The organism is Streptomyces sp. 142MFCol3.1, assembly GCF_000424945.1.
Lineage (GTDB): Bacteria > Actinomycetota > Actinomycetes > Streptomycetales > Streptomycetaceae > Streptomyces > Streptomyces siamensis.
Window position 1 is genome coordinate 329416 of record NZ_AUKV01000004.1, and the last position, 16348, is coordinate 345763.

Annotated in this window: 16 protein-coding genes and 1 pseudogene; 10 read left to right on the plus strand and 7 right to left on the minus strand. The window is 70.5% G+C overall.

From position 1 onward, the window contains the following. Positions 1–78 precede the first annotated feature (78 nt). Complete coding sequence (locus H305_RS0107955; RefSeq protein ID WP_037762787.1) at positions 79–918, plus strand: RNA polymerase sigma factor SigF; 840 nt, start codon at positions 79–81, stop codon at positions 916–918. Positions 919–1140: 222 nt separating this feature from the next. On the opposite strand, the gene H305_RS0107960 is transcribed toward H305_RS0107955, so the two are convergent. Further along, complete coding sequence (locus H305_RS0107960) at positions 1141–2007, minus strand: AraC family transcriptional regulator (protein ID WP_028799936.1); 867 nt, start codon at positions 2005–2007, stop codon at positions 1141–1143. Positions 2008–2246: 239 nt separating this feature from the next. After that, positions 2247–2852 carry a hypothetical protein gene (locus H305_RS0107965; protein WP_028799937.1) on the minus strand — a complete coding sequence of 202 codons (606 nt, stop codon included), beginning with the start codon at positions 2850–2852 and terminating at the stop codon, positions 2247–2249. Positions 2853–3474: 622 nt separating this feature from the next. On the opposite strand from H305_RS0107965, the gene H305_RS0107970 reads away from it, so the two are divergent. Further along, positions 3475–4704, plus strand: a complete 1230-nt coding sequence (locus H305_RS0107970) for an MFS transporter (protein WP_028799938.1) — start codon at positions 3475–3477, stop codon at positions 4702–4704. 66 nt (positions 4705–4770) lie between these two features. Here H305_RS0107970 and H305_RS0107975 read toward each other — a convergent pair whose 3' ends face one another. Continuing rightward, positions 4771–5781, minus strand: a complete 1011-nt coding sequence (locus H305_RS0107975; protein WP_199791357.1) for a CehA/McbA family metallohydrolase — start codon at positions 5779–5781, stop codon at positions 4771–4773. 14 nt (positions 5782–5795) lie between these two features. Between H305_RS0107975 and H305_RS44915 the strand changes: the two are divergent. From H305_RS44915 to H305_RS0108005, 6 genes and pseudogenes are all read left to right on the plus strand, one after another. Continuing rightward, positions 5796–6178 (plus strand): annotated as a pseudogene (locus H305_RS44915) (hypothetical protein); the annotation flags it as partial. 141 nt (positions 6179–6319) lie between these two features. Next, on the plus strand, positions 6320–6847 hold the full coding sequence (locus H305_RS0107985) for a GNAT family N-acetyltransferase (RefSeq protein ID WP_028799940.1): 528 nt from the start codon (positions 6320–6322) through the stop codon (positions 6845–6847). Between the two features lie 429 nt (positions 6848–7276). Then, complete coding sequence (locus H305_RS44920) at positions 7277–8506, plus strand: histidine kinase (protein WP_051370425.1); 1230 nt, start codon at positions 7277–7279, stop codon at positions 8504–8506. After that, complete coding sequence (locus tag H305_RS0107995; protein ID WP_028799941.1) at positions 8478–9170, plus strand: response regulator; 693 nt, start codon at positions 8478–8480, stop codon at positions 9168–9170. Before H305_RS44920 ends, H305_RS0107995 begins: the two co-directional genes overlap by 29 nt. A 158-nt stretch (positions 9171–9328) precedes the next feature. Then, entirely contained in the window at positions 9329–9679 is a 351-nt protein-coding gene (locus tag H305_RS0108000) for a hypothetical protein (protein WP_028799942.1), read from the plus strand. A gap of 237 nt (positions 9680–9916) precedes the next feature. Further along, on the plus strand, positions 9917–10939 hold the full coding sequence (locus tag H305_RS0108005; protein ID WP_028799943.1) for an ArsR/SmtB family transcription factor: 1023 nt from the start codon (positions 9917–9919) through the stop codon (positions 10937–10939). 24 nt (positions 10940–10963) lie between these two features. On the opposite strand, the gene H305_RS0108010 is transcribed toward H305_RS0108005, so the two are convergent. Both H305_RS0108010 and H305_RS55980 read right to left on the minus strand, forming a co-directional pair. Continuing rightward, entirely contained in the window at positions 10964–12259 is a 1296-nt protein-coding gene (locus H305_RS0108010) for a hypothetical protein (RefSeq protein ID WP_028799944.1), read from the minus strand. Then, on the minus strand, positions 12253–12852 hold the full coding sequence (locus tag H305_RS55980; RefSeq protein ID WP_051370426.1) for a hypothetical protein: 600 nt from the start codon (positions 12850–12852) through the stop codon (positions 12253–12255). The genes H305_RS0108010 and H305_RS55980 overlap by 7 nt, the downstream gene beginning before the upstream one ends. A gap of 441 nt (positions 12853–13293) precedes the next feature. Between H305_RS55980 and H305_RS0108020 the strand changes: the two genes are divergently transcribed. After that, entirely contained in the window at positions 13294–14103 is an 810-nt protein-coding gene (locus H305_RS0108020) for a peptidoglycan DD-metalloendopeptidase family protein (RefSeq protein WP_028799945.1), read from the plus strand. 147 nt (positions 14104–14250) lie between these two features. On the opposite strand, the gene H305_RS0108025 is transcribed toward H305_RS0108020, so the two are convergent. Continuing rightward, positions 14251–14676, minus strand: a complete 426-nt coding sequence (locus H305_RS0108025) for an acyl-CoA thioesterase (RefSeq protein ID WP_037762953.1) — start codon at positions 14674–14676, stop codon at positions 14251–14253. A 334-nt stretch (positions 14677–15010) separates the two neighbouring features. On the opposite strand from H305_RS0108025, the gene H305_RS0108030 reads away from it, so the two are divergent. Continuing rightward, the gene (locus H305_RS0108030; protein ID WP_037762791.1) at positions 15011–15817 is read left to right on the plus strand and encodes a thioesterase family protein; all 807 of its coding nucleotides are present in this window, start codon (positions 15011–15013) and stop codon (positions 15815–15817) included. Positions 15818–15917: 100 nt separating this feature from the next. Here the strand turns inward: H305_RS0108030 and H305_RS0108035 are convergent, their stop codons facing one another. After that, entirely contained in the window at positions 15918–16268 is a 351-nt protein-coding gene (locus tag H305_RS0108035; protein WP_028799948.1) for a PRC-barrel domain-containing protein, read from the minus strand. Positions 16269–16348 lie beyond the last annotated feature (80 nt).

Below are 16348 nucleotides of genomic sequence, written 5' to 3' on the forward strand. Positions count from 1 at the left end.
CGCCGATGCGGGTACGCGCTCCTTCGTCGGCTGCTATCGGCCGTCATTGCAGGGCACGATGCAGTGGGAGGGCTTGAGATGACGGTGACGAAGACGGTGGACGCACGGACGGCCGGGCTGCCGGAGATCGCCGACCCGTCGCAGGTCGCCCCCCGCGACGCACGCGACATGTCGAGGCAGTTCTTCGACCGGCTCGCCACGCTTGAGGAGGGCACGCCGGAGCACCAGTACGCACGCAACACGCTGATCGAGATGAACATCTCCCTGGTCCGCTACGCGGCGGCCCGTTTCCGCAGCCGCGGCCCGGAGGAGATGGAGGACATCGTCCAGGTCGGCACCATCGGACTGATCAAGGCCATCGACCGGTTCGAGCTCACCCGCGAGGTCGAGTTCACCTCCTTCGCTGTGCCCTACATCGTCGGCGAGATCAAGCGGTTCTTCCGCGACACCTCCTGGGCCGTGCACGTGCCCCGACGTCTGCAGGAGGCCAGGGTCCAACTCGCCAAGGCCACCGAGGAACTGCGCAGCCGGCTGGGCCGTACCCCGACCCTCAGGGAACTGTCCCAGCTGATGTGCCTGAGCGAGGAAGAGGTCAACGAGGCCCGCCTCGCCTCCAACGGCTACAATTCCTCCTCGCTCGACGCCGCCATCGGCACGAGTGAGGACGGCGAGACCGCACTGGCCGACTTCATCGGCACCGAGGACAACGCCCTCGAACTCGTCGAGGACTTCCACGCCCTGGCCCCTCTGATCGGCGAACTGGACGAGCGGGAACGCCGCATCATTCACATGCGGTTCGTCGACGAGCTCACCCAGGCCCAGATCGGCGAACACCTCGGCGTCTCCCAGATGCACGTCTCCCGACTGCTGTCCCGCACCCTCGCCAAGCTGCGCCGAGGGATGCTCACCACCCAGTGACGCACGCTGAGGTCCACCTCACGTGTGCTTCGACTCCGCCTCGGGACGCCCTCCCAAGCCCATCGCCAACGGGCCGGGTGATGACCGACAGGTCACCGTCGAGTGATGCTGTGACGCCCTCGCGGCCGTGCGCTTCGGGGCCTGTCCGGTCGGCCGAGCCGCCTGGTCGACCGGACAGGCCGAAGCGCACAGAGCTCGGACCGGCCGCGGCCGGCGCTCTGATCAGCCCCGCTCCCGCTCCACCGGAAGCCACAGCTCGGCATCGGCCTCGGTGCCGCCCGGAGACAGGCGGGTGCGGAGGATCTCAGGGCCGGGGCGGCTGCGGTACGGGTTGGACGGGAACCACTCCGTGAACACGTCTCGCCACAGCTCCTGAATGGCCTGCGGCGCCGGACCCGACGTCGTGAAGACGGCCCAGGTGCCGGCCCCGACGGGCAGGACACACATGCCGTCCGGTGCGGCCGACGACGTGATCACCCCCTGGTAGTAGTCGAGTTCGGTGCCCTCGGCTCGACTCGGGTCCAGGTCGTCGCAGACTGCGACGATGCCGTGCGGCTCCTGGTCCGACAGCTTCGCCAGGAGCTCCCGGGACTGCGGTTGGATCCCGCGGACGAAGTCGATGATGGCCTGGTTCGGTCCCGCGTGCACCAGTGGCACCCGGGCCTTCAGGCCGACGACGGTGAAGTCCGGCCTGTCCACGACGCGATAACGCATGCTGCTGCTCCCTTCGACGGTGAGGCGGAAGGTGAGCCGGGGCTGCGAGACGAGCGCGCAACCGGTGCGCCGGGCCTCGCCGGGGCCGACACCGTGCATGGCGCGAAACGCCCGCGCGAACGCCTCGCCCGAGCCGTAGCCGTACCGCATCGCGATCTCCAGCAGCGTCCGGCTGCCGGCGAGCACCTCGGCGCCCGCGACAGTGAGCCGACGACGCCGGATGTACTCCGACAGGGGCATGCCCGCGAGCGCGGAGAACAACCGCCGCAGGTGATACTCCGAGGTGACGGCGATGTGCGCCAAGGCGGCCACGTCGACGGACTGGTCGAGACGGTCCTCGATGTGCTCCATCGCCTGGTTGAGCCGATCCAGCACGCCCGGTCTCCTTCCTCTTCGGTGATCACGACGCTAGGCGGCGCGGGTCCTGCCGGACCCGACATTCTCTGCCCGTTCGGATCGGGTGCGGCGGGCTCGCCGGGGGCGTTCGGTATCCCCACCATGTGTCAGGTGTCGGTGCGGACGTCCTGGGCGGCGACAGCGCACGGGGGAGAGGCCGGCGACGACCTCGCCGGTGAAGGGCGGCCGGACAGTGACGCAAGCTCACTTTGGACCGGTCAGGGACGCAGACCCGCCCGCCTGAGTGTGACCTCGGACAGGTCGGCGATGGCCTGCTCGTCCCGCCGACGCCAGGCGTCGGCGAGGCCGCCGGGCGGGGAGGGGACCGCCTTGAGACTGCGCAGCGGTCCGGTGAGCGCCCGCAGGGCCAGGAGGTCGGCGCCTCCGGGGGCGTCGAGGAGGCGCCGGGTGGTGGCGCTCCGCCGGATCCAGAGCAACCGCGGGGGAAGCCACAGCACCAGGACGAAGGCCACGGGGAGGACGATCAGGGCGAGTGCGGTCAGGTCGGCCACGTGGCCCACGGTGTCCTGCACCGACTGTCCGGCGTCGGAGAGATTGGTGCCGGCGCCGGCGGCGGACTCGAGCGGCTTCTTCAGGGAATCGCCGACGAGCGGCACTTTCGAGGCCGCGTCGCCGGCGTCACCGAGACCGGAGGCGAGGCTGTCGCCCGCGCTCTCCGCCTTCCGCCCCGGCTCGGCCAGCAGCATGATCGCGTCGCGGACGACCAGGGCGAACTTCACCGCGAGCGCGATCAGCGCCACGGCGATCAGGTCCGCGAGCACCTGACGGATTCGACGCGCTGGTGTCTGGGCGTAGAGGCGCATGGCGTGCTCCTGTTCCGGCGAGGGCGTCGAAGAGGCCGACTCCACCCGGGTGAGGTGCAGCACTCGTCATGGCAGGGTCGGCCGATCGCTTGACCGTACGTGGCACTGGACTCTTCCACGGGGCTGCGGGGGTAAACGCCTTCGTCGTGTTGCCGGGGCGGGGCCGTGTCTCCCGCACGGACGGTGCTCAGCCCGACCGAGGGGCGGCAGGCTCGGCGATGTCCGGTCCGCGAGGCGTCTGCCATCGCTTCCGGGGCAGGGCGGACAACGGGGGGCATACGGCGGCCGGACCGGCGCACCGCGGTGTTCGCTCTGCCCACCTGCCGCGGGCGGCCGTAGGTGAACTGGTTCCGGCCCCGCCGCTCCGGCCGCGATGGCTGCGGTGCGAGCGAGCTCGACGGGCGCTTTCCGATGAGGCATGACGCAGGTCACGAAACCGTGCGGCTCGATCTTGGAATGCGCGGCATCTTTCGGCTGCTGTAATTGTCCGGGGCTTGCCCTGTTCTGAGGGCGCGCCGGGCGATGAAGCTCAGCGCGACTGGCCGCGGAAGACCGGAGAGGATCTCGTCGTCCCCCGGCTTCCTCACCCTGGACCGCTGTCTTCGAAAGGCTCTACCGCACCATGCCACTGGCCCTGCTCGCCCTGGCCGTTGTCGCGTTCGGCATCGGCACGACCGAGTTCGCCACGATGGGGCTGTTGCCCCAGATCGCCGACGGGGTCGGTGTGTCCGTGCCGCACGCCGGCAACCTCGTCTCGGCCTACGCCCTCGGCGTCGTCGTCGGCGCCCCCGTGCTGACGGGCATCGGTGCGCGCATACCCCACAAGCGACTTCTGCTCCTTTTGTCCGGGTTGTTCGTCATCGGCAACACCGCGTCCGCGCTCGCTCCCAACTTCGGTCTGCTCTTCGCCGCACGTTTCCTGGCAGGTCTGCCGCACGGCGCGCTGTTCGGAGTGGGCGCCGTGGTCGCCTCGCGGCTGGTGGCCCCCGAACGGGCCGCACGTGCCGTGTCGAAGATGTTCCTCGGGCTCACCATCGCGAACATCGTCGGCGTTCCGGCCGGCACCGCCCTCGGGCAGCAGCTGGGCTGGCGGTCCGCCTACTACGCGGTCGCCGTCATCGGCCTCGTCGCTCTCGCCGCGCTGGCCGTCTTCGTTCCGTACCAGCCTCGCGGCCGGCAGTCCGGGATCAGGCACGAGCTGCGGGCGATGAACAACAGGCAGGTCGCGATCGGCCTGGGCACGGCCGTCGTCGGCTTCGGCGGATTCTTCGCCGTCTACAGCTACCTCGTGCCCATGCTGACGCACCTGACGGGAATCTCCGACTCCTCGACCACCTTGGTCCTCGCCCTCTACGGCGTAGGCATGACGCTCGGCACGCTGGTCGCGGGCCCCCTCACGGACCGCGCCCTGCGACCGACGATGTACGCGGGGCTGGCGCTGCTCGCCGCGGGGCTGGTGGCCTTCTACTTCACCGTGCACAGCACGGTGCCGGCGCTGGTGACGATCACCTTCATCGGTGCGATGGGCGCCCTCATCACCACGCCCGTCCAGATGCTGCTGATGGCCAAGGCGAAGAACGCTCCGACCATGGCGGCGGCCTCCAACCACTCCGCCTTCAACCTGGCCAACGCGGGCGGCGCCTGGCTCGGCGGTCTGGCCATCTCGGCCGGCTGGGGCTGGGCGTCGCCCAACCTGGTCGGCGCGGCACTGGCCGTGGCCGGCCTCGGTCTCGCCTTCACCGGTGGCCTCATGGACCGGGACGGCCGACGCTCCAAGGTGGTCACCACGTCCGCTGCGGAGACCTCGACGGAAGCCGGCCACGTCGCGGCGGTGCCCGGAGACCGGGGATAGCGCCCGGGGCCGCCGGCTTGCGGGGCACGCCGGCGGCCGTCGCGGTGGCAGGCCCACGACCGTCGCTCACCTGAGGACGATCGGGTTCGTGAGCGCCGCCATGCGGCCTTCCATGTCGCGGACCTCGGCGCGGATGAATGCCGACTCCTGCGCGTCGCTGTGCCACGCTGCGCTGCCTGATCCCGTGCCGGGCAGGAATGCGCGGTACACCTCTCCCTGCTCGGTGTGCAGGGTGACGGTGCCGTGCGGCACACCGCGTACGTCGACCCGCACCACGGCAGGCTCATCGCCGGTCTGCAACCGCTCACCGATCCCGGCGCTGCGGTCACCGGCGACGACCGTGAACGACAGCTCGACCGCCCCCGACGCGGCGACCCAGGTGCGGCCGGCACGGATGCCGGCGAGGACCGCGTCGACGCTCAGCTCGTCGGCCAGTACCACGGTGTGCGGGCTTCCGAGTTGGCCCTTCAGATGGGTGTCGCTGTTGCCCGTCGCAGGCATCCACCGTGCCTGGAGGACGTCCGCCACCAGACTGCGCTGCCACTCGGCCAACGCCGCCTCGTTGTCCGCCTGCCAGGGCAGGTCCGAAGTCCACTGCCCGTTCCACACCTCCACCACGTCGAATCCCTGGTACGGGTACTCGAACGTGCCCGACGGGTACGGCGCATACGGGTGGGCCGCCACGCAGAGTCCACCGGCCCGACGAACCTCGTGCAGATGCCGCTCGATCACGTCGTCCTGCGCGTCGTACTGCCAGTCGACGCCCTGCCCTGGGCGGACCCCCAGAGCGAGCCAGTGGCCGGACCGGGTGACGACTTCCTGGCCCAGAATCACCAGCAGGTCGTCGTCGGCGTGCCGTGCCCAGGCGCCGTGGGCGGCAACGGTGTTGTGCTCGGTGGCCGCGAGGAAGTCGAGCCCCGCGGACCGCGCATCCGCCACGAGCTCGGCCGGTGTCAGCTCGCCGCCGTTGGAGTACACCGAGTGCACATGGCAGTCGCCCCGGTACCAGTTATGTCCGCGCCCCCAAGGACCTGAAGGAGACCGCCCGAGCGACCGCCGCCGGTTTGAAGACTGCACTGAAGTTCCCTTCGGAGGACTCGCAGACAGTACTCGACCTCACCGAGGCGAGGGGGTGGAAGCGCCAGTACTCCGAAGGGGACACTGTGCTGCCAGTGCCTCGGGCGGAGACCGTGCTGTCCCGACCGGCGGACGTCGAGTGCCCGGGACTGCGGGTCCGGCCGACGCCGATGTCCTGGCGATCTTCTCCTTGCTCGACGACAGGGTCGTCGACTTCGGCGTCGACCTGCGGGAGTTGCGGGGCCGGGAGCGACTCGACGTGTTCTGGGGTTTCTCGCGCGAGATCGGGCAACGCCTGGGCATGCCGGTCCTGATGGATCCGGAAGGTGACCACGGGAATCAGGTGCTCGGCTTCGATGTCGAGGCGGATCGGGTCGTCCTCCTGGCTGAGCCGATGGACCGGGTGATCGCGGTCGTGGGTGCCTGGTCGGAGACAGCGGTGCGATCGAGGCTCGACTTGCCGCCGGCGTCGCGGTGCCTTTGGTCTCGGCCGGGTACCCCCTGCGGAGCGCAGCGGACCGCTGGCTAGTGTGGCGCCATGGTCGAACCCGTCTTTCTCCGTCCCGTTGCCGAACGTGATCTCGCCTTGCTGGAAAGTCTTTACGAGGACCCTTCGGAGGCGGGGGAGCTCGGGTTCTTCGGCTATCGCAACACCGGCCAACTGCGCAGGATGTGGGCCGAGCAGGGTTTCATCACCGCGGGAGGCGGGCGTCTCGCGGTCGTCGCGGGCGACGACCGCTTCGTCGGTGAGGTGCAGTGGCGCCAGGTCCTGCAGGGCCCGGCCTCGACGTGCTGGAACGTCGGCATAGCGCTGCTGGCCGCCGAGCGGGGCAAGGGATTCGGCAAGCGCGCCCAACGCGAGCTTGCCGAATACCTGTTCGCTCACACTCAGGTCAACCGGATCGAGGCGAGCACGGAGCTCGCCAACATCGCGGAGCAGCGGGCACTGGAATCGGCCGGCTTCAGCCGCGAAGGGGTCCTGCGCGGGGCCTGCTTCCGCGGCGGCGCCTGGCGGGACATGGTCATGTACTCCATACTCCGGGACGACGTCGCTCTCAAGGCGTAGCCGACGTCCCGCTCGCGGGCGCGCGAAGCCCGGCGCGCCCCCCGACCGGCACGATCTGTCCGACCCATGCCCGCCTGGAGCATGTCGGCCGGGTGGACAGCAGGGGGAGGATCCGCCTGCGTCCAGACCGGGTGCCCGGGGTCGGCCAGTCGACGCCGTGGCCATGGTGCACGGCCCGCGGGCAGGCCTGGACCGACTGGCCGTGCTTAGGTCGCAGGGCACTCTGTCCGGCCCACACCGGATGGAGGCCGTCCGGGCACACCTCCTGCATCGGGCCGGGGACGTCGAAGGCGCCCGGGCCGCCTATCAGGCGGCGGCCTCGACCACGCTCAGTGTGCCCGAGCGCCGGTCCCTTCAGCTTCGGACGGCGGGCCGGACGCCTGCACGCGTGCCGATGCCTGATCGGTCCCTCGCCCCTACCGTTGTCACATGGCGGTGATCGACGGCTGGAGACGGAGAGGGCGAGCCCGGGTTCGAGCGGCGGACTTAGCGGCCGTGGCCGTGCTGCTCGTGCTCTCCGTGGTGGCCGCTTCCATCGAGCCGCACCGGCACCCGTTCTCGTTACGGTGGTCCGCCGTCGTACTGGCGACTGTGGGCTGCGGGGCACTGCTGTGGCGGCGACGTCACCCGGTCGGCGTACTGGTCGTCACCGTGTGCTGCGGGGCGCTCTTCCAGGTCCTGGGTTTCCGGGACAGCCCCCTGGTGTCGAGCCCGGTGCTGATGTCCGTCTACAACATGGCCGTGCGGACCGACCGGCGCAGTGCCTGGCTGTCGGCCGCCGCGGCGGCCGCCGTGCTGGTGGGGACCGACACGATGTTCGCCTCGAGCGCCTGGCTCGAGCCGGACAAGGTGGCCATGCTGGCCTGGACGGCCCTGCCCGCCGCCATCGGGGACGGGGTGCGCTCCCGCCGCGCCTATGTGGCGGCGGTCGAGGAGCGCGCGGAGCACGCGGAGCGCACCCGCGAGCAGGAGGCCCGGCAGCGGGTGGCGGCCGAACGGGTCCGCATCGCTCGCGAGCTGCACGACATCGTCACCCACCACATCGCCCTGATCAACGCGCAGGCAGGCGTGGCCGTCCACCTCGTGGAGCAGCGGCCGGAACAGATCCTGAGGGCCCTGGAGGACATCCGGGACACCAGCCGTTCCGTGCTCGACGAGCTGAGGGTGACGGTGGGCCTGCTGCGGCAGTCCGGCGACCCCGTGGCGCCGCGCGGCCCCATGCCGGGGCTGGCAGAGGTACCGGCTCTGCTGGCGTCGTTCGAACGTGCGGGGCTCGCGGTGAGCCAGGTCCGGTCCGGGACGGCCGAGCCGCTCGAGCCGGCTGTCGACCTGGTCGCGTATCGCATCGTCCAGGAGTCCTTGACCAATGTGCACAAGCACGCCGGGGCGGGCCGTGCGAGGCTCTTCCTGCACTACCACCGTGAACGTCTGACCATCGCGATCGAGGACGACGGGGCAGCCGGTCCCACGCAGGTCTACGCGGGCACGGGACATGGACTGATCGGCATGCGTGAGCGGGCGGCCACGGTGGGCGGAAGGCTGCACGCGGGTCCGCGCCCCGAGGGCGGGTTCAGCGTGACGGCGGAACTTCCGTTGCGGGCCGGCCAGGCACGGGACCGGAGAGAGGACCATGACGATTCGCGTACTGCTCGCCGATGACCAAGCCCTGCTGCGGGGCACGTTCAGGATGCTGTTCGACGCCACCAAGGACATGGAGACCGTGGGCGAGGCGTCCAACGGCTACGAAGCAGTGGAACTGGCCGTGGCGCAGCGCCCGGACGTCGTCCTGATGGACATCCGCATGCCCGAGATGGACGGCCTGGAGGCGACCCGGCTCATCAGCGAGTCGGAGGGCCTCGACAGCGTGAAAGTGCTCGTTCTGACCACGTTCGAGGAGGACGAGCACGTCGCGGAGGCGCTGCGCGCGGGTGCGAGCGGCTTTCTCGGCAAGGGTGCGAGCCCTGAGGAACTCCTCGACGCGGTCCGCACGGTCGCGGCCGGTGAGGCGCTGCTGTCTCCCTCGGCGACGCGAGCGCTGATCACCCGCTTTCTTGCGCAGCCGCAGTCCACGGCAGCCGTGCACGAACGGCTGGAGTGCCTGACACCCCGCGAGAGCGATGTCACGAGACTCGTCGCGCAGGGCCTGTCCAACGAGGAGATCGCCCAGCACTTGTTCGTCAGTCCGCTGACGGCCAAGACCCATGTCAACCGGGCCATGACGAAACTGGCGGCCCGGGACCGGGCCCAGCTCGTGGTGATCGCCTATCAGTGCGGACTGGTCAGTCCGGTGCCCGGCTCGGGGCGGGCGCCGGTCGATGCATGACCGGCGCCCGCCGGCCCGCCGAGGTGCCCACACTTCTGCCGCGGTGGTAGACGGGCCGGACGCCTACTACGGCAGCGGTAGGGAGAAGTCGCTGCGTGGGGACGACGCGGAGCGCACGGTCCATGAGCCAAGGTGGAACCCTGAACGGAGGTTTCACCATGAACCAGGCCCACTGCAGGAACAGGAACCACAGCGGCACGCCCACCAGCAGGCATCTGTCCCCCTCCGGACCCTCCGGACTCATGACCGGGGCCCGCGTCCGCGGCATCGCTCCGCGAGCGGGCAGCCTGGGCGAGCGCACGTCCTGCGAGGCCCAGCACCAGGACCACGTCGTCGCCGCACCGGCCGCGCCCCACCTGGCCCTGCTCCGTGACGTCCTCGCCCAGGGCGGTCAGGACGACCCGTCGGTCCACGTGCCGCCGCGTCGGCGCAGCCCGGAGCGTGCGGCTCTCGAGGGTGAGCTGACGCTGGCCGAATGGGTCAGCAGGACGCAGCGCGTCGGGCGCTGACCGCGGTAGCACCCGCTCCGCAGCGGCCACGGGACGCCAGCGCCGGGGATCGTCCTGTCGCGGCAGGCACATGATCCGTCTCGTTCCTGGCCCGGCTCCGCCCTGTCGGCCGGCACCGTCCCGACGGTGCGCGTGGACGGTGCCGATGCCGAGTTTCAGGCCGGTCCGGAGGGCGGGTCACTAGAGTGACGGCGGGTTCCGCGACCGCCGCGGTCCCGCCGAGGGGGTGCGAGCTCCGTGCTTCAAGTGGACTTCGGTGGCGGGGCCTTGGGCCGAGTGCGGGTCGCTCGCGGGGCGGACCCGCTCTGGGAGGCGGCACTGAGCCTGCAACTCCTGCAGAACCGGCAGGAGTCGCTGGCCTATGACACCTGGCGGCGCGAGGTGCGAGGAGCCCTGCACCGCACGGGACTCGCCGACGACGTCCGGGCGTTGATGCCGCTGTGCCCGCCCACGGGATACTTCCCCGACTTTCTCACTCCGGGCCGCGGTGACACAGGTGTGGAGGAGAGTGTCGACAGCGTGCTGTCCACACCGAGACGCAGGCTGACCGACGAACTGACGCGCCTTTGCCGGGATCTGCGTGGACCCCTGCCGCGCAGCGTGCGCTGGGTGGCCTCCGGCGATGTCGGTGCCCTGCACTGGCTCGGCACCACGCTGCGTCGCTATCACGCCGTGGCGGTCGCCCCGTACGCGGCGGCGATCAGGGCGCGGGTCGCCGACGACCGTGCCCGGCGGGCCGAGGCGGCGCTGGGCGGCGGTGCCGAGGGACTGCTGGCGAGCTACACCGAGTTACCCGGGTGGCACCTGCGCGGAACACGGCTCACCACCCCCTACCCGGAGGCCCGGTCGCTTCAACTCGAGGGCCGGTCCCTCACGTTGGTCCCGGGCTTCTTCTGTGTGCGGACACCGCTGGCCCTGGTGGACCAGACGCTGCCCCCGGTGCTGGTGCATCCGCTGCATCCGGGGCCCGGCTGGCTGCCCCGGTTGCGCGCGGGAGCGGCGACACAGTCGGTGGCGCAGTTGATCGGCGCCTCCCGGGCCCAGTTGCTCGATCTGCTCCGGACGCCGATGACGACGACCGAAGTGGCCGTGGCGATTCGGCTCGCGCCGTCGACGGCGAGCCGGCACGCGGCGGTGCTGCGCGAGGCGGGACTCGTCTCCACCCGTCGCGAGGGGAATCGGGTGCTGCACCACCGGACGCCGTTGGGACTGGCACTGCTGGAGGGGGCGGTCCCTGACACATCGGCCGCCCCCGGTTGACCTGCTGTCCTGCGCGATGTGTCGTCAGCAGGTCGGGACGCCGGGGAGCCAGGCGTCGCTCACGTCGATGAAGATGTTGGAGATGTAGCCGCCGTAGTCCGGCAGGTAGGACCAGGCGTCGTTGCTGTAGCCCTGGTAGTTGACGAGCTGCCCGTGGACCTGGCACTTGACGCGTACGGTCGTGGGTCCTGGGAGCGTGGCCACGCGTGTGGAGCCGGTGGTCGGCTGCTGGCGGACGCTGACGTCCGTTCCCCAGGTCGGGAAGGACTTGGTGTCGCCGCCACCGTCGGTCCACAGGTAGGTGACGGTCACCCATCCGTTGTCGTTGAGGCCGATGTTGTAGAAGGTCCCGTCGGCCAGATCGATGCCGGCCGGGTTGGCGACCTGCCGGCCGAATTCGTCGCGACCCCCGTTGTAGCCGTTCTGGTAGGCGGCCTGGGCTTCGGGCAGGCCCCGGGCGAGATCCTTCCACTGCTCGCGCTGTGCGGACGTGTTCCAGTAGTCGTCGTGTGTGTTCCAGGGGCCCACGTCCCACACCGGCGCGGTCTCGCAGCGGACCGGGCCGCACACCTGCACCGAGTACTGGCCGCTGCCGCTGGGTGACAGGGCGCGGCGCGAGGGGAGGGCCACGAAGTGGTCGTTGCTGCGTATGACATGGCCGTTGGCGGTGGTCCCGCCGACCAGCCCCTCGCGCGTGGCGTACACGCGGGACGAGAAGGCCGCGGCCGCGGGCTGCGCGAGCTGCGACGACGCTGTGCCGGCGCTGTCCGCCGACAGGGTCAGGCCGCGTACGGTCGGTGTGGCGCCGGCCTCGCCCGTCCACAGGGTCAGCCGGGCCTGCACGTCGTCGACCAGCCGCGGCAGTCGGGCCGGCGCGTCGGCGGTCACTTCCCGCCACTCCGTCCAGGCGCCGTCTGTGTTGCGGCCCCGCACGTCGATCACCACGCCGGCCCCGCTCGGCACGGCCGCGTCGACGTCCGCGGTGATCCGGTCCACCGGCCGGTCCAGGTGGTGCGCGTCCAGCACGGCGGAGGCGTAGCCGCGGTGCCGTTCCAGCGACGCAGGGCTGAGTGAACGGTCCTCCACGCGCAGCGCGTTGCCGCTGTGGAGCACATTGACGTCGTCGGCGCCGGGCCGTGACAGGTCCGGGCGCCACGACACGGCGGACGACGCGGCGGGTGCGGTGGCGGCTTCCGCGGCGGGCGCGGATCCCAGCGCGGAGGCGAGGGCGAGCAGGCACGCGACGCCGCTCAGCGTGCGGACGGGAAACGTTCTGCGGCGTGCGGCGGGGCCCTCGTGCCGCGGGTGAGAGGTCAGCATGTGGATACTCCCGGGAGCCAGGCGTCGTCGACGTCGATGAAGATGTTGGAGATGTAGCCGCCGTAGTCGGGCAAGTAGGACCCGGCGTCGTTGCTGTAGTCCTGGTAGTTGACGAGCTGGCCGTGGACCTGGCACTTGACGCGTACGGTCGTGGGTCCTGGGAGCGTGGCCACGCGTGTGGAGCCGGTGGTCGGCTGCTGACGGACACTCACATCGCTGCCCCATGTGGTGAAGGACATGGTGCCGCTGTCGCCGTCGCCGCGGACCAGGCTCATGTAGGACGCCCAGTCCCAGTGCGGACCAGGATCGGTGTGGTCGTTCCCGGGTACTTCGCTGTGCATGACTCCGTAGCCGTCGTCCTGGCTGGGAAGCCCTCGATGGGCGTCGAGGCGGGTCTCCGCGTAGCCGACGGCGACGAGCAGATCGCGCGGTACGTCGTACGCGGTCGCCGCTCGCGCGAACGCTCCGTTGACGGAGGTGTCGTGCGAAGGCGGGGGAGCGGCGGCGGCCGACTGCCCGGACATCGCCAGGACGGCGGCCAGGGCCAGGCCGAACAGCGCGCGCGTGCGTCTGACGCGTGGTGGGGAGGACATGTGGGGTGTCCTGTCTCCGACGCCCGAGTCGGATGAAGTGCTGTGCGTGGCGGCGAACTCGGCCGCTGCCGCGCGGGCGCCGGAGCACACGGTCGCAGGCCGGGGGAGGAGCGGGCGGATCGGGCCGAGGGCCGGACCCATGAGGTGGCAGGCCGGATCCCGGTGGGCGGGATCGCGTGCCTCGGTGCGCAGGTGCTCCCACGCCTCTCGTCGCTCCGCCGACCGAAGACCAACCAGCCCTGTGTGCATGGGTGTTGGCCCTGTCCCGGCTGCATGATGGACAGCTGAACTTGTCGTGTGCAAGACATTGCATTGTGAGCGAAAGACCTGGCCGGTGCCTTGTCCTGAGTGCCGGACCGCTCCTACCTTGTGCCGCGATCCGCCATCCGCCCGGACATCGAGCCCCCTCCGCTCTCCCCCACTCGAAGGAGCGACTCGCGCATGCCCCTCAGACGCCTATGGACCGCGGCCGTCACCACCCTCCTGGCCCTGGCCGGACTCCTGCTCGGGCCGGTCCTCTCGGCCGGCGCCGCGACCGGTGGAACGACCCTGGCGGCGCCCGACTTCAAGGCCCCCTATCCCTGCGGCCAGAAGTGGACCTACAGCCATCACTCGGGAGAGGTCCGCCGTGCCCTGGACTTCGTCCGCGCCGACGGCGGCACCACCAACGGCACACCCGTCCTCGCCTCGGCCACGGGCACCGCGTACCGCCACTACGAAGCGAACGGCGCGGGAAACTACCTGTCCGTCGAACACGGCGGCGGCTGGCGCACCTACTACTTCCACCTGTCGGCGTTCTCCGTCGCGGACGGCGCACACGTCGAACAGGGCCAGCAGATCGGCACGACCGGGAGCACCGGCAACTCCACCGGCCCGCACATCCACTACGAGCAGCTCTACAACGGGGTCGGCCAGGACATCCGCATCAACGGCGCCGCGCTCGCCTACCCCGGCAGCTACAACCAGTACTTCCTCACCAGCGACAACGGCTGCGGCGGCGCCGGCACACCCTTCATGACCTGGGGCAGCGGCGTGCGCGTGCGCAGCGACGCCCATCTGAGCTCGCCGGTGGTCACCACCCTCGCCGGACCGACCAGCGTCCGCGTCCTGTGCCAGAAGCAGGGCGACACGGTCAACGCCGAGGGCTACACCAACAATTGGTGGAGCAAGCTGCGTGACCAGAACGGCTTCATCAGCAACATCTACATCGACAACCCGGCGGCCCAGCTCCCCGGAGTGCCCCTCTGCTGAGCATCGCACCCCGGCGGCGGGCCCAGCGGCCCGCCGCCCGGCGGATCACGTCTGCTCAGGCGCCGCCCCGGCGACGTCGGCGGGCCACGCCGAGTCGGCCGGTGGCTGAGACCCACGTTGCGGGCCCCCGACGACGGCGCTCCGCGGTCAGAGGCCGGGGTCGAACTCGGTGACCATGGCCTTGGCGCGGGCTAGTTGCTCGTCGGGCAGCGGACAGGAACGTCGCGTCGTCCTGTCGAGGTGGACGCCGGTCAGCACGGTGATCGCCAGAGTGTCGCCCGTCGTCGCGTTCTCCATCCGATGACAGAAGCGGATCACCTTGCTGCGCACCTCCAGCAGTGCGGAGCGGACCACCACCACATCCCCGGCGAGGGCTTCCTGCCGGTAGGAGATGCGCTGATCCACCGCGACCATGCCGCGTTCCCGGTCTCGCAGGTAGTCGGGCGTGATGCCCATGCGGGCGAAGAGGGACCAGGTGGCCTCGTCGAACTTCCCGACGTACCACATGACGTTCATGTGTCCCATGTGGTCGCAGTGCCACGGGTAAACCGTGCCTCGGTACGTCACTTCCATGTCGGTGGCCACCGTGTTGGTCCCTTCGTGCGGTACGCGTCGCCCCCGCGGCGAGCCCGGTGCCCTCCGGGCGGGGCGGCGGCGCCGGGCCGCCAAGCCAGGTTAGTCAACGTTAACTGAAAGGGGTCGTGTGACCTGCGACACGGTCTCGGTCCTGGGCGACGGAGCAAGGGCGGGCCGCCCTTGCTCCGTCGCATCGCACGCAGGGTCCGCGCGGTGCGGAGAGCCGGAGGCCGGGTGTTGACCAAGCTTCACGGTGTTGTTTAGCTGGCACCCCGAGTGGCTGATCCACCGGCGATCGGACGGGCCTGAGCGGCCGGAGAGGGCGGGAATCGTGGTCGGCCAGGTCAGCGATGTCGAGGCGTTCTTCGAGCAGGTGGCGCAGGAGCGTTTCGTCCCCACTGCGTACACCCGGGGACCCTGGGACGAGCATTCCCAGCACGCCGGGCCACCCGCCGCTCTCCTGGGCCGCGCCGTGCAGGTGCGTTCCGGTGCTTGCGAGGACATGCGTCTTGCCCGCATCACCTTCGAGATCCCTCGCCCGGTGCCGCTGCGTCCGCTGTCCGTGGCCACCCGTGTGATCAACGAGGGGCGCAGCGTGGAGTTCGTCGAGGCCACGCTGACGGCCGAGCCGGGCGACGAAGTGATGCGGGCGAGGGCGCTGCGCATCCGGACCGCCCCCGGTTCCGTACCGGCGACGGACGACGTCCCTGCCGTACCGTCGCCCGACGACTCACGCCCGGAGCCGTTCTTTCCCGTGCCGTGGGACGTCGGTTACCACACGGGGATGGAATGCCGCTTCGCGGAGGGTGCCTTCCTCGAGCACGGACCGGCCACGTGCTGGATGCGGATGCGGGTGCCCTTGGTGGCGGGGGAGAAGACCCTGCCGTCGGACCGGGTGCTCGTGGCGGCCGACTCGGGCAACGGGCTGAGCAACGTCCTGGACTTCGGTACGCATGTGTTCATCAACCCCGACCTGACCGTCCACCTGCACCGGTATCCCCTGGGTGAGTGGGTGTGCCTCGACGCACGTACCGACGTCGACGCCGACGGAATCGGGATGGCCCAGGCCGCGCTCCACGACACCCGCGGTCCGATAGGTCGCAGTGTGCAGAGCCTGTTCGTGAGTGGTCGGGGCTGAGGCTTCGACCGATGACCTGGTCGCCGGTGACGACGAGGTCGGCAGAAGGGAGGCCCGTCGGAGAGTCTCCGGCGGGCCCCACCCGGTTGATCCTTCGCGGTCAGGCGCGGTGGTTCTGGTAGTACCCGCCGACCTGCTCGTGGTAGCCGGCGTCGCCGACGTGCTTGTCCTTGTCGAACTCGGGAGAGTCCTTGATCTGCTCCTTCGTGAGGTCGACATAGATCTTGCGCTCGGCCTGGTCCACCGTCCTCACGGTGCCGGCGGGCAGCAGGACGTGCTTGCCGAAGATCCATACGCCGGTGTCGACGACGAGGTAAGAGGAGTTGACGTCGTCCGAGTGCTTGTCGACCTTCCCGATACTGCCGTCGGTGGCCTCGACCTTGTATCCGATCAGGTCGGTGCCGGGGACGTGGCCGGTGGTCGGCTGGTAGCCCCAGATGCTGTCACTCATAAAACGGCTCCCTCATCGAAATTCACCGCTCCGCCGCAGTCGAGCCGCGGAGTCGTCATGGACGTCATCGAATTCGGTGA

What these genes read in the sequence shown, in the direction of transcription:
- H305_RS0108035 (WP_028799948.1), bottom strand. Translation starts at nt 16,268, where the DNA reads ATGAGTGACAGCATCTGGGGCTACCAGCCGACCACCGGCCACGTCCCC.
- H305_RS0108025 (WP_037762953.1), bottom strand. Translation starts at nt 14,676, where the DNA reads ATGGAAGTGACGTACCGAGGCACGGTTTACCCGTGGCACTGCGACCAC.
- H305_RS55980 (WP_051370426.1), bottom strand. Translation starts at nt 12,852, where the DNA reads ATGTCCTCCCCACCACGCGTCAGACGCACGCGCGCGCTGTTCGGCCTG.
- H305_RS44920 (WP_051370425.1), top strand. Translation starts at nt 7,277, where the DNA reads ATGGCGGTGATCGACGGCTGGAGACGGAGAGGGCGAGCCCGGGTTCGA.
- H305_RS0108020 (WP_028799945.1), top strand. Translation starts at nt 13,294, where the DNA reads ATGCCCCTCAGACGCCTATGGACCGCGGCCGTCACCACCCTCCTGGCC.
- H305_RS0107995 (WP_028799941.1), top strand. Translation starts at nt 8,478, where the DNA reads ATGACGATTCGCGTACTGCTCGCCGATGACCAAGCCCTGCTGCGGGGC.
- H305_RS0108010 (WP_028799944.1), bottom strand. Translation starts at nt 12,259, where the DNA reads ATGCTGACCTCTCACCCGCGGCACGAGGGCCCCGCCGCACGCCGCAGA.
- H305_RS0108000 (WP_028799942.1), top strand. Translation starts at nt 9,329, where the DNA reads ATGAACCAGGCCCACTGCAGGAACAGGAACCACAGCGGCACGCCCACC.
- H305_RS0107955 (WP_037762787.1), top strand. Translation starts at nt 79, where the DNA reads ATGACGGTGACGAAGACGGTGGACGCACGGACGGCCGGGCTGCCGGAG.
- H305_RS0107970 (WP_028799938.1), top strand. Translation starts at nt 3,475, where the DNA reads ATGCCACTGGCCCTGCTCGCCCTGGCCGTTGTCGCGTTCGGCATCGGC.
- H305_RS0107985 (WP_028799940.1), top strand. Translation starts at nt 6,320, where the DNA reads ATGGTCGAACCCGTCTTTCTCCGTCCCGTTGCCGAACGTGATCTCGCC.
- H305_RS0107965 (WP_028799937.1), bottom strand. Translation starts at nt 2,852, where the DNA reads ATGCGCCTCTACGCCCAGACACCAGCGCGTCGAATCCGTCAGGTGCTC.